This is a genomic window from Streptomyces sp. NPDC024555 (genome assembly GCF_055559335.1).
Genome location: NZ_JBVHKV010000006.1, coordinates 15,292 through 27,242 on the forward strand (window position 1 = coordinate 15,292; position 11,951 = coordinate 27,242).

Annotated in this window: 11 protein-coding genes; 6 read left to right on the top strand and 5 right to left on the bottom strand. The window is 71.8% G+C overall.

The features are described 5' to 3' along the window. Positions 1-298: 298 nt before the first annotated feature. From tkt to ACZ4FH_RS11655, 6 genes are all read left to right on the top strand, one after another. Positions 299-2,401 carry a transketolase gene (tkt, locus tag ACZ4FH_RS11630; protein ID WP_467304055.1) on the top strand — a complete coding sequence of 701 codons (2,103 nt, stop codon included), beginning with the start codon at positions 299-301 and terminating at the stop codon, positions 2,399-2,401. Between the two features lie 34 nt (positions 2,402-2,435). Then, positions 2,436-3,554, top strand: coding sequence for a transaldolase (gene tal / locus ACZ4FH_RS11635; protein ID WP_383643944.1), 1,119 nt, complete (start codon positions 2,436-2,438; stop codon positions 3,552-3,554). A 5-nt stretch (positions 3,555-3,559) separates the two neighbouring features. After that, on the top strand, positions 3,560-5,092 hold the full coding sequence (zwf, locus tag ACZ4FH_RS11640) for a glucose-6-phosphate dehydrogenase (protein ID WP_467304056.1): 1,533 nt from the start codon (positions 3,560-3,562) through the stop codon (positions 5,090-5,092). After that, the gene (opcA, locus tag ACZ4FH_RS11645) at positions 5,089-6,087 is read left to right on the top strand and encodes a glucose-6-phosphate dehydrogenase assembly protein OpcA (protein ID WP_467304058.1); all 999 of its coding nucleotides are present in this window, start codon (positions 5,089-5,091) and stop codon (positions 6,085-6,087) included. Before zwf ends, opcA begins: the two co-directional genes overlap by 4 nt. Then, positions 6,084-6,869, top strand: a complete 786-nt coding sequence (pgl, locus tag ACZ4FH_RS11650; RefSeq protein WP_467304059.1) for a 6-phosphogluconolactonase — start codon at positions 6,084-6,086, stop codon at positions 6,867-6,869. Before opcA ends, pgl begins: the two co-directional genes overlap by 4 nt. A gap of 84 nt (positions 6,870-6,953) precedes the next feature. Next, on the top strand, positions 6,954-7,319 hold the full coding sequence (locus ACZ4FH_RS11655) for a VOC family protein (RefSeq protein WP_467304061.1): 366 nt from the start codon (positions 6,954-6,956) through the stop codon (positions 7,317-7,319). 6 nt (positions 7,320-7,325) lie between these two features. Here ACZ4FH_RS11655 and ACZ4FH_RS11660 read toward each other — a convergent pair whose 3' ends face one another. From ACZ4FH_RS11660 to secG, 5 genes are all read right to left on the bottom strand, one after another. Next, a complete protein-coding gene (locus ACZ4FH_RS11660) occupies positions 7,326-8,846 on the bottom strand; it encodes a PH domain-containing protein (protein WP_467304062.1) in 1,521 nt (506 codons plus the stop codon). Next, a complete protein-coding gene (locus tag ACZ4FH_RS11665) occupies positions 8,843-9,346 on the bottom strand; it encodes a PH domain-containing protein (RefSeq protein ID WP_467304064.1) in 504 nt (167 codons plus the stop codon). Before ACZ4FH_RS11665 ends, ACZ4FH_RS11660 begins: the two co-directional genes overlap by 4 nt. Positions 9,347-9,350: 4 nt before the next feature. Next, positions 9,351-11,003 carry a glucose-6-phosphate isomerase gene (gene pgi / locus ACZ4FH_RS11670; protein ID WP_467304442.1) on the bottom strand — a complete coding sequence of 551 codons (1,653 nt, stop codon included), beginning with the start codon at positions 11,001-11,003 and terminating at the stop codon, positions 9,351-9,353. Between the two features lie 166 nt (positions 11,004-11,169). Further along, positions 11,170-11,505 carry an RNA polymerase-binding protein RbpA gene (locus ACZ4FH_RS11675; protein WP_383643923.1) on the bottom strand — a complete coding sequence of 112 codons (336 nt, stop codon included), beginning with the start codon at positions 11,503-11,505 and terminating at the stop codon, positions 11,170-11,172. 110 nt (positions 11,506-11,615) lie between these two features. Next, positions 11,616-11,852 (bottom strand): preprotein translocase subunit SecG, encoded by a 237-nt coding sequence (gene secG, locus ACZ4FH_RS11680; RefSeq protein WP_383643920.1) that lies wholly within the window; start codon positions 11,850-11,852, stop codon positions 11,616-11,618. Positions 11,853-11,951 lie beyond the last annotated feature (99 nt).

The following is an 11,951-nucleotide window of genomic DNA, read 5'->3' on the forward strand; positions in this document are numbered from 1 at the left end:
CGGAAGGGGCGCCCGCACACCCGTGCGGAGCGGCCCGCGCGGACCGCCCGCGACGCGCCCGCCACCGGGGCGCAGGTGTGCGCGGGAACGCTCGTCGGAGGCCTCAGGAGTGGGCTTCCGCGCTCATCGGAGAGGGCCCATCGGTGAGCCTCTCCGCTCATACGGGAGGCGGATCCGGCGGGCCGCCCGCACCCTGGAAGTACCCGGAAATCGCGGGTCCCGACGGGGGTAGGCTCGACTACGCCCGGTGCGGTCACAGCCACCGGTTTACAACAGTGGAGAGGAGCCCTGACTCAGGGTGAGCACCAAGCCGACCACCACAGACCTCCAGTGGACCGAATTGGACCAGCGGGCCGTGGACACCGTCCGCGTACTCGCCGCGGACGCCGTACAGAAGGTCGGAAACGGCCACCCGGGTACGGCGATGAGCCTGGCTCCCGCCGCGTACACCATCTTCCAGAAGGTGATGCGGCACGACCCCGCCGACGCGGAGTGGACCGGCCGCGACCGGTTCGTGCTCTCGGCGGGCCACAGCAGCCTGACCCTCTACATCCAGCTCTACCTGGCCGGCTACGGCCTGGAGCTCGACGACCTCAAGGCGTTCCGCACCTGGGGCTCGAAGACCCCGGGGCACCCGGAGTACGGCCACACCACCGGCGTGGAGACGACGACCGGCCCGCTGGGCCAGGGTGTCGCCAACGCCGTGGGCATGGCCATGGCCTCCCGCTACGAGCGCGGCCTGTTCGACCCCGACGCGGCCCCCGGCACCTCGCCGTTCGACCACATGGTGTGGGCCGTCGCGGGTGACGGCTGCCTCCAGGAGGGCATCTCCGCGGAGGCGTCCTCGCTGGCCGGGCACCAGAAGCTGGGCAACCTGGTCCTGCTCTGGGACGACAACCACATCTCGATCGAGGGCGACACGGAGACCGCGGTCTCCGAGGACACCCTGAAGCGCTACGAGGCGTACGGCTGGCACGTCCAGCGCGTCGACCAGCTGCCCAGCGGCGACCTGGACCCCGCGGGTCTGTACCGGGCGCTGCTGGCCGCCAAGGCCGAGACGGAGCGCCCGTCGTTCATCGCGGCCCGCTCGATCATCGCCTGGCCCGCGCCGAACGCCCAGAACACCGAGGCCGCCCACGGCTCCGCGCTCGGCGCCGACGAGGTCGCCGCGACCAAGCGGGTGCTGGGCTTCGACCCGGAGAAGAGCTTCGAGGTGGCCGACGAGGTCATCGCGCACACCCGTGAGGCGCTGGACCGGGGCCGCGAGGCCAGGGCCGAGTGGGAGAAGACCTTCGCCGCGTGGCGCACCGCCCAGCCGGAGCGCGCCGCCGAGTTCGACCGGATCTCCGCGGGCGAGCTGCCCGAGGGCTGGGAGGACAGGCTCCCCGTCTTCGAGCCGGGCAAGGGCGTCGCCACCCGCGCCGCCTCCGGCAAGGTCCTCCAGGCCCTCGGCGAGATCGTGCCCGAGCTGTGGGGCGGCTCCGCCGACCTGGCCGGCTCGAACAACACCACGATCGACAAGACCTCGTCGTTCCTCCCGGCGGGCAACCCGCTGCCGGAGGCCGACCCGTACGGCCGCACGATCCACTTCGGCATCCGCGAGCACGCCATGGCCGCGGCCATGAACGGCATCGCGCTGCACGGCAACACCCGCATCTACGGCGGCACCTTCCTGGTGTTCTCCGACTACATGCGCAACGCGGTGCGGCTCTCCGCGCTGATGCACCTGCCGGTGACGTACGTGTGGACGCACGACTCGATCGGTCTGGGCGAGGACGGCCCGACCCACCAGCCGGTGGAGCACCTGGCCTCGCTGCGTGCCATCCCGGGTCTGAACGTGGTCCGTCCGGCCGACGCCAACGAGACCTCCGTCGCCTGGCGCGAGATCCTGCGCCGCTACACCAAGGTGTTCGGCAAGGGCGCCCCGCACGGTCTGGCGCTGACCCGCCAGGGCGTGCCGACCTACCCGCTGAACGAGGACGCGGCCAAGGGCGGCTACGTGCTCCTCGACGCCGAGGGGCCCGACGGGCGGAGCACGGCTCCCCAGGTCCTGCTGATCGGTACGGGCTCCGAGGTGCACCTCGCCGTCGAGGCGCGCGAGGAGCTGCAGGCCGCGGGCGTGCCGACCCGGGTGGTGTCGATGCCGTCGGTCGAGTGGTTCGAGGAGCAGGACCAGGCGTACAAGGACAGCGTGCTTCCGCCGTCCGTGAAGGCCCGGGTCGCCGTCGAGGCGGGCATCGGCCTGACCTGGTACCGGTACGTCGGGGACGCCGGCCGGATCGTCTCGCTGGAGCACTTCGGTGCCTCGGCGGACGCGGGCGTGCTGTTCCGCGAGTTCGGTTTCACCGGCGAGGCCGTCGCGGCCGCCGCCCGGGAATCCCTCGCCGCCGCCACGCGCTGACGCGTACATACGACTAGTAGGAGATGCAATTCTCATGACAGACGCACTCAAGCGCCTCTCCGACGAGGGCGTGGCGATCTGGCTCGACGACCTCTCGCGCAAGCGGATCACCTCGGGCAACCTGGCCGAGCTGATCGACCAGAGCCACGTCGTGGGTGTCACGACCAACCCGTCGATCTTCCAGAAGGCGATCTCGCACGGCGACGGTTACGAGCAGCAGCTCACCGACCTCGCGACCCGCAAGGTCACCGTGGACGAGGCCATCCGGATGATCACGACGGCGGACGTCCGGGACGCCGCCGACATCCTGCGCCCGGTCTTCGACTCCACGGACGGCCAGGACGGCCGGGTCTCCATCGAGGTCGACCCGCGTCTGGCGCACCGCACGGAGGCCACGGTGGCCGAGGCCAAGCAGCTGGCCTGGCTGGTGGACCGGCCGAACACGCTCATCAAGATCCCGGCGACGAAGGCCGGTCTGCCGGCGATCACCGAGGTCATCGGCAAGGGCATCAGCGTCAACGTCACGCTGATCTTCTCGCTGGAGCGCTACCGCGCGGTCATGGACGCCTACCTGGCGGGCCTGGAGAAGGCGAAGGCCGCGGGCCTGGACCTCTCCAAGATCCACTCGGTGGCCTCGTTCTTCGTGTCCCGGGTGGACACCGAGATCGACAAGCGGCTGGACGGCATCGGCACCGACGAGGCCAAGGCGCTCAAGGGCAAGGCGGCGCTCGCCAACGCCCGGCTGGCGTACCAGGCGTACGAGGAGGTCTTCGCCTCGGACCGCTGGGCCGCACTGGACAAGGCGCACGCCAACAAGCAGCGTCCGCTCTGGGCCTCCACGGGCGTGAAGGACCCGGCCTACAAGGACACCCTGTACGTGGACGACCTGGTCGCCCCGGGCACGGTGAACACGATGCCCGAGGCCACCCTGGACGCCACCGCGGACCACGGGCAGATCACGGGCAACACGATCGCCGGCACCTACGAGCAGGCCCGTGCCGAGCTCGACGCCGTCGGCAAGCTGGGCATCTCGTACGACGACGTCGTCCAGCTGCTGGAGGACGAGGGCGTCGAGAAGTTCGAGGCGGCCTGGATCGACCTGCTCAACTCGACCGAGGCGGAGCTCAAGCGCCTCGCCCCTTCGGAGGGCTGACCACTTTGTCTGGTGTTCCCGGAGCCAACCCGCTCCGTGACGCCCAGGACCGACGGCTCCCGCGCATCGCGGGGCCGTCGGGCCTGGTCATCTTTGGCGTCACGGGCGATTTGTCCCGTAAAAAGCTGATGCCCGCCGTCTATGACCTGGCCAACCGCGGTCTGCTGCCGCCGGGCTTCTCGCTCATCGGTTTCGCGCGCCGCGAGTGGCAGGACGAGGACTTCGCCCAGGAGGTCCACGACGCCGTCAAGCAGCACGCCCGTACGGAGTTCCGCGAGGAGGTCTGGCAGCAGCTCATCCAGGGGATGCGCTTCGTCCAGGGCAACTTCGACGACGACGCGGCGTTCGAGACCCTGAAGGCGACCATCCAGGAGCTGGACCAGGCGCAGGGGACGGGCGGCAACTTCGCCTTCTACCTCTCCGTGCCGCCGAAGTTCTTCCCCAAGGTCGTCCAGCAGCTCAAGAAGCACGGGCTGGCGGACCAGAAGGAGGGCTCCTGGCGGCGCGCCGTCATCGAGAAGCCCTTCGGCCACGACCTGAAGAGCGCGCAGGAGCTGAACCAGCTCGTTCACGACGTCTTCCCGCCCAACGAGGTCTTCCGGATCGACCACTACCTCGGCAAGGAGACGGTCCAGAACATCCTGGCGCTGCGGTTCGCCAACACGATGTTCGAGCCGATCTGGAACCGGAGCTACGTCGACCACGTGCAGATCACGATGGCCGAGGACATCGGCATCGGCGGCCGGGCCGGCTACTACGACGGCATCGGCGCCGCGCGCGACGTCATCCAGAACCACCTGCTCCAGCTGCTGGCGCTGACCGCGATGGAGGAGCCGGGCTCCTTCCACCCGAAGGCGCTGGTCGCCGAGAAGCTCAAGGTCCTCACGGCCGTGGAGCTGCCGGAGGATCTGGGCAAGCACACCGTGCGCGGCCAGTACGCGCACGCGTGGCAGGGCGGCGAGGAGGTCCTCGGCTATCTGGAGGAGGACGGGATCGACCCCAAGTCGAAGACCGACACCTTCGCCGCGATCAAGCTGACGGTCAACAACCGCCGCTGGGCGGGTGTGCCGTTCTATCTGCGCACCGGGAAGCGGCTCGGCCGCCGGGTCACGGAGATCGCGGTCGTCTTCAAGCGCGCCCCGTACCTCCCGTTCGAGTCCGGGGCCACGGAGGAGCTGGGCGGCAACGCGCTGGTCATCCGGGTCCAGCCGGACGAGGGCGTGACCGTGCGCTTCGGCTCCAAGGTGCCGGGCACCTCGATGGAGGTCCGGGACGTGACGATGGACTTCGCCTACGGCGAGTCCTTCACCGAGTCCAGCCCGGAGGCCTACGAGCGGCTCATCCTCGATGTGCTGCTCGGCGACGCCAACCTCTTCCCCCGCCACCAGGAGGTCGAACTCTCCTGGAACATCCTCGACCCGATCGAGCAGTACTGGGACAAGCACGGCAGGCCCGCGCAGTACCCGGCGGGCACCTGGGGCCCGGCCGAGGCGGACGAGATGCTCGCACGAGACGGACGGAGCTGGCGCCGGCCATGAAGATCGACCTCACGGAAACCACGTCCAGCAAGATCAACCAGGCGCTGGTCTCGGCCCGCCGGGCGATCGGCACCCCGGCGATCGGCATGGTCCTCACGCTGGTCATCGTCACCGACGAGGAGAACGCCTACGACGCGCTCAAGTCGGCCGGCGACGCCTCGCGCGAGCACCCCTCGCGGATCATCGCGGTGATCAAGCGGCTCAGCCGTTCGCCGCGCAACCGGCGCGACGCCCGGCTGGACGCCGAGGTCCGGGTCGGCTCGGACGCGGGCACCGGCGAGACCGTGGTGCTCCGCCTCCACGGCGAACTGGCGAACCACGCCCAGTCGGTGGTCCTCCCGCTGCTGCTGCCGGACGCCCCGGTCGTCGTCTGGTGGCCCGAGGGCGCCCCGGCCGATCCGGCGAAGGACCCGCTGGGCGCGCTGGCCCAGCGCCGGATCACCGACGCCTACTCGGCCGAGCACCCGGGCGACGAACTGGCGGTGCGCGCGCAGTCGTACACCCCCGGCGACACCGATCTCGCCTGGACCCGGATCACCCCCTGGCGCTCCATGCTGGCGGCCGCCCTGGACCAGCAGTCGGTCCGGGTCGTCTCGGCGACGGTCGAGGGCGAGTCGGAGAACCCGAGCTGCGAGCTGCTGGCCATGTGGCTGGCCGACCGGCTCCAGGTCCCGGTGGAGCGGACGATGTCCGGCGGCCCGGGGCTGACGGCCGTGAAGATGGAGACCGAGTCGGGCACGATCGTGCTCGACCGGGCCGACGGTTCGCTGGCCACGCTCTCCATGGTGGGGCAGCCGGACCGCGCGGTGGCGCTCAAGCGCCGGGAGACGGCGGAGCTGCTGGCCGAGGAGCTGCGTCGGCTCGACCCGGACAACACCTACGAGTCCACGGTGAAGTTCGGCGTGGAGCGGCTCGGCGAGACGGCGAAGCCGAAGCCGGCGGCGGCACCGGCCGCCAAGAAGGCCGCGCCCGCGAAGAAGGCGGCAGCGAAGTGACCGTCGTCCCGCAGCTCGTCGTGCACCGCGACAAGGAGCTGATGGCCCAGGCCGCCGCGGCCCGGCTGATCACGAAGATCGTGGACGCCCAGTCCGCGCGCGGCGAGGCCTCGGTGGTGCTCACCGGCGGGCGCAACGGCAACGGCCTGCTGGCCGCCCTCGCCGCCGCGCCGGCCCGGGACGCGATCGACTGGTCGCGGCTCGACCTGTGGTGGGGCGACGAGCGGTTCCTGCCGGAGGGCGATCCGGAGCGCAATGTCACGCAGGCCCGCGCGGCCCTGCTGGACTCGGTGCCGCTGGATCCGGCGCGGGTGCACGCGATGCCCGCCTCGGACGGTCCGCACGGCCCGGACGTCGACGCGGCCGCGGCCGCGTACGCCGCCGAACTGGCCGCCGCGGCCGGTCCGGTGGACCACGGCCCGGTGCCGGTCTTCGACGTGCTGATGCTGGGCGTCGGCCCCGATACGCACGTCGCCTCGCTCTTCCCCGAGCTGCCCGCGGTACGGGAGACCGAGCGCACCGTCGTCGGGGTGCACGGCGCGCCCAAGCCCCCGCCGGTCCGGGTCTCGATGACGCTGCCCGCCATCCGGGCGGCGCGCGAGGTGTGGCTGCTGGCGGCGGGCGAGGACAAGGCGGAGGCGGCGGAGATCGCGCTGTCGGGGGCCGGGGAGATCCAGGCCCCGGCGGCCGGCGCGTACGGCCGCGGCCGTACCCTGTGGCTGCTGGACGCGGCGGCGGCCTCCCGGCTGCCGCGCGCCCTGTACCCGCCGGCGTCCGCCTGACCGCACGTCAGCACCGAGGCTCCCGGGCCCGGTCCGCCCCCGTGACGGGGCGGGCCGGGCCCGTCCGCGTGAGAGGGTCGGGCCATGACGCACATCGGATCGGTGGTGATGGGCGCGTCGGACGTACGCCGTGCGGCGGCCTTCTGGAAGGCGGCGCTCGGCTATGTCGAGCGCGAGCCGGCGACGGAGGACTGGGTGGTACTGGTGCCCGCCGACGGGAGGCCGGGTCCGGGGCTCTCGCTGGGGCTGAGCGGCTCCCCGGTCCAGGAGGTCCCCCGGGTCCATCTGGATCTGTACACCGAGGAGCAGGACGCCGAGGTGGCGCGGCTGCTCGCGCTCGGGGCGGCGGAGACGGACTGGCGGCTCTATCCGGAGGACCCGGACTTCGTGGTCCTGGCGGACACCGAGGGCAACAGGTTCTGCGTCATCGACACGACGCACGGCCGCTGACCGGCCTCACTCCCCCGCCGGAACGGTCTCCAGGAAGGGCTCCAGCAGCCCCGGCACGGCCTCGGAGGCGAAGACGAGCCCTTCGGACGCCTCGGCGTCGTACACGGTGTAGGAGCCCGCTCCGGCGGCCGTCGTCGCGGTGACGTGCAGCACCCCGGCGCGCCGCTGGAACCAGCTCTGGCCGACCGTCCAGCCGATCACCCCGGCGCGTTCCAGCGCGGCGGTGGAGCGGCGCAGCGCGCCGGAGCGGGTGATCAGGTAGCGGCCGCCGATTCCGTGACCGAGGCCGCGGTAGGCCTCGCGCGCCAGCAGCCAGGCCGCGGGCAGCCCGGCGACGGCGCAGCCGAGCGCGGTCCAGAGCAGGACGGGGGTCAGCAGGGCGCCGAGGACCGCGAGGACGAGCACGGGCAGCAGGACGGCCGCCAGGGCCCGGCGCAGCCGGCGTCCGCGCGCGGCGGGCGGGTGCGCGGTGAGCGGGGTCGTGGTCGGGGAGGTGTCCTCGCGCAGGACGGCCGCGGCGACCTCGTCGGCGAGCGGCCGGGGCGCCGGGGGCAGCAGGGTGTTGCGGTCGCCGCCGCGCTGGTCCTCGTCGTCCTTGGCCAGGCCGGTGGTGATGGCGTCGAGGCGGGCGGCGCCCAGCAGCCGTACGCCGAGCGGTTCGACGAGGTCGATGCCGCGCAGTCGGCGCTCCTCGACGGAGACGGACCGGGAGGTGAACAGTCCGCGGCGCAGGTGCAGGGTGCCGCCCGGTTCGCGCTCCAGCCGGTAGTTCCACCACATCTCGACCCAGAGGCCCAGCGCACCGACGATTCCGGCGACCAGGGCGGCCGACGCGACGATCACGACGACGGTGACCGGTGAGAACTCCCGGAACCGCTCCCCCGCCCAGGCGATGACCCGGCCCTGGGCGCCGAACCAGTCGCTGACCTGGAGCACCGCGCCGAGGGCGGCGCCGCCGAGCGCGGGGGCGACGAAGGAGACCGGCGCATAGCGGATCCAGCGCGGGTCGAGCGTGACGAGTTCGCCCTCGCGGTGGTGGCCGGCGGTGCGGCCGACGGCGCGTTCCAGGAGGGTCCGGCGCAGCCGTTCGCCCTCGGACCGGGCGACCGGGTCGAGTTCGAGGGTGGAGTCGCCGCCGCTCTGCTCGCCGGTGCCGATACGGACGGTGACCAGGCCGAGGACGCGCTGGACGGGGTGGGCGGTGAGGTCGACGCTGCGGATGCGGTCCCGGGCCAGGGAGCGCTTCTTGACGAGCAGGAGGCCGGTGTGGAGGTCGACCCGGTCGGTGGTGACGCGGTAGCGGGTGCGGCGCCAGCGCACCAGGTCGGCGCCCGCGCTGACGGTGATCAGGACCGCCGCACCGGCCAGCACCCAGGCGATCGCGGGGCCGAGGCCGAGGCGGCCGGCGAGGCCGAGCGTGGTCGGTACGGCGGCGCCGGCCGCCACCCCGGCGGTGACCAGGGCGGTGAGCCAGACGGTGCGGCGGTCGAGCGGGCGCCAGTCGCCGGGCGGCGCGGGGGTGCTCATGTGGCGTCGCCGGGGGTGTCCTGGGTGATCCTGGTCAGCCGGTCGGCCAGGTCCGCCGCGCGTTCGTGGTCGAGGCCCGCGATGCGCAGCTCGCCGTGGGCGGAGGCGGTGGTGACCGTGACGGTGGAGAGACGGTGGAGCTGTTCGAGGGGGCCGCGCACGGTGTCCACGGTCTGGATCCGGGACATCGGCGCGATCCGCCACTCCTGCCGCAGCACCCCCGTGCGCACGTACACGGCCTCCCCGGTGACCTCCCAGCGGTGGGTGCGGAACCGCCAGAGGGGGACGAGGAGGGCGCAGCCGGTGCCGAGGACCGCGAGCACCCCGGCGGCGAGCAGCAGCCAGAACCGGGCGGGGGTCACCAGGGCCCCCAGCACGGCCAGGACGGCCACCGGCGCGGCCGTGCCCAGCAGCCAGCGGGTCCGCCACCAGCGGACGGCCCGCGGGTCCGGTGTGTGGGCCGGGGCCCGCAGCCGTACCCTCCCCTCCCCCTCCGTCATGGACTCAGCGCCCCCGGCGTGCGCGGTAGGCGGAGACCAGCGCGGCCGTCGAGCTGTCGAGCCCGCCGGTGCCCTCGCCCCCGGTCAGGACCGGTTCGATCTTCTTGGCGAGGACCTTGCCGAGTTCGACGCCCCACTGGTCGAAGGAGTCGATGTTCCAGACGGCGCCCTGGACGAAGACCTTGTGCTCGTAGAGCGCGATGAGCTGGCCGAGCACCGAGGGGGTGAGCCGGTCGGCGAGGATCGTCGTCGTCGGGTGGTTGCCGCGGAAGGTCTTGTGCGGCACCAGCTCCTCGGGGACGCCCTCGGCGCGGACCTCGTCGGGGGTCTTGCCGAAGGCGAGCGCCTGCGTCTGGGCGAAGAAGTTGGCCATCAGCAGGTCGTGCTGGGCGACCAGTCCGGGCAGCAGGGCCTCGACGGGCTCGGCGAAGCCGATGAAGTCGGCCGGGATGACCTTGGTGCCCTGGTGGATCAGCTGGTAGTAGGCGTGCTGGCCGTTGGTGCCGGGGGTGCCCCAGACCACCGGTCCGGTCTGCCAGTCGACGGGGTTGCCGTCGCGGTCCACGGACTTGCCGTTGGACTCCATGTCGAGCTGCTGGAGGTACGCGGTGAACTTGGACAGGTAGTGGCTGTAGGGCAGCACCGCGTGCGACTGGGCGTCGAAGAAGGCTCCGTACCAGACGCCGAGCAGGCCCAGCAGCAGCGGGGCGTTCTCCTCGGCGGGGGCGGTGCGGAAGTGCTCGTCGACGAGGTGGAAGCCGTCGAGCATCTCGCGGAACCGCTCGGGGCCGATGGCGATCATCAGCGAGAGGCCGATGGCGGAGTCGTACGAGTAGCGGCCGCCGACCCAGTCCCAGAACTCGAACATGTTGGCCGTGTCGATGCCGAAGTCCGCGACCTTCTCCGCGTTCGTGGAGAGCGCCACGAAGTGCTTGGCCACGGCTTCCTGACCGGCCCTCAGTCCGGTCAGCAGCCAGTTCCTGGCGGAGGTGGCGTTGGTGATGGTCTCGATCGTCGTGAAGGTCTTGGACGCGATGACGAACAGCGTCTCGGCCGGGTCGAGGTCGTGCACGGCCTCGTGGAGGTCGGCGCCGTCGACGTTGGAGACGAAGCGGACGGTGAGGGAGCGGTCCGTGAAGGAGCGCAGCACCTCGTAGGCCATGGCGGGGCCGAGGTCGGAGCCGCCGATGCCGACGTTGACGATGTTCTTGATCGGCTTGCCGGTGTGGCCGGTCCACTCCCCGGAGCGGACGCGCTCGGAGAACGCGGCCATCCTGTCGAGCACCGCGTGCACGGCGGGCACCACGTTCTCGCCGTCGACCTCGATCACGGCGCCGCGCGGGGCGCGCAGCGCGGTGTGCAGGACGGCGCGGTCCTCGGTGGTGTTGATCCTGTCGCCGCGGAACATCGCGTCCCGCAGTCCGGCGACGTCGGTGGCCTCGGCGAGGCGGCGCAGCAGCGTCAGCGTCTCGTCGGTCACCAGGTGCTTGGAGTAGTCGATGTAGAGGTCACCGACCCGCAGGGTGTATCCGGTGCCGCGTTCCGGATCGTCCGCGAACAGCCCGCGCAGATGCGTCGAGCCGAGCTGCTCGCGGTGCTTGCCCAGCGCCGCCCATTCCGGCGTCTGGTCGAGCCTGGTACGGCTTTGTGCGTTCATCCCGGACATCAGCCCACTTCTTCTCGTAACCGCAGTTTCCCCGCTGCCCCACCAACCTAATTGATCGTGGCGGCGGAGGGCGCAACGGCGGGCTGCGGCCCGTCGGAAGCGGGCCGGCCGGGCACCCTGGGGGTGTCCGGCCGGTGAACTTCTATGCGGGCATGTCTCAGATCTCGCCGCGGAGTTTGGCGAGCGCCTCGGCGAGGATCGCCTCGCCGTCCGCGTCGCTGCGCCGCTCGCGCACGTACGCGAGATGCGTCTTGTACGGCTCGGTGCGCGGCGGGTCCGGCGGGCTGTCCTGGTCCTGGCCGGCCGGGAAGCCGCAGCGCGGGCAGTCCCAGGTCTCCGGTACCTGCGCGTCATGGGCGAAGCTCGGCTGCGTCTCGTGCCCGTTCGAGCACCAGAAGGAGATGCGGAGACGTGGCGCGGACTCGCCGCGCTCGGCCTCCCCCATCGGCCCCGCTCCGACCCGGCTTCCCCGGATCGCGTTGCCACTTGCCACGGTCGTAACTCCCTGCGTGATGGTGCTCGAAGATGCCCCAGTCTACGTAAGGCCCAACGCGCGTCCAGTGAAAGGAGTTACACCTCCACCGGCGAATCGCACGCGCGGGGTCAGTTGTCCAGCTTGATGAGGAGACCAAGCACGACGATGCACGCGAACCAGGCCAGACCGACCACCACGGTGATCCGGTCGAGGTTCCGCTCGGCGACGGAGGAGCCGCCGACGGACGACTGCATGCCGCCACCGAACATGTCGGAGAGACCGCCGCCCTTTCCCTTGTGCATCAGCACCAGCAGCATCAGCAGCAGGCTGAAGACGATCAGGGCGATCTCGAACGCCAAAACCACGGCTGGTCCCTACTTTCCGGAAATCCTGGACTGCTTATGCGAACAACGGGGGCCGGGAGGTGGTGCCCTCCTGGCCCCCGCAAGGGTACGACGGATCCG

Excerpts from the sequence above, each read along its gene's own strand:
- tal (WP_383643944.1), top strand. The coding sequence starts at position 2,436 with ATGACAGACGCACTCAAGCGCCTCTCCGACGAGGGCGTGGCGATCTGG.
- opcA (WP_467304058.1), top strand. The coding sequence starts at position 5,089 with ATGAAGATCGACCTCACGGAAACCACGTCCAGCAAGATCAACCAGGCG.
- ACZ4FH_RS11655 (WP_467304061.1), top strand. The coding sequence starts at position 6,954 with ATGACGCACATCGGATCGGTGGTGATGGGCGCGTCGGACGTACGCCGT.
- ACZ4FH_RS11660 (WP_467304062.1), bottom strand. The coding sequence starts at position 8,846 with ATGAGCACCCCCGCGCCGCCCGGCGACTGGCGCCCGCTCGACCGCCGC.
- ACZ4FH_RS11665 (WP_467304064.1), bottom strand. The coding sequence starts at position 9,346 with ATGACGGAGGGGGAGGGGAGGGTACGGCTGCGGGCCCCGGCCCACACA.
- pgi (WP_467304442.1), bottom strand. The coding sequence starts at position 11,003 with ATGAACGCACAAAGCCGTACCAGGCTCGACCAGACGCCGGAATGGGCG.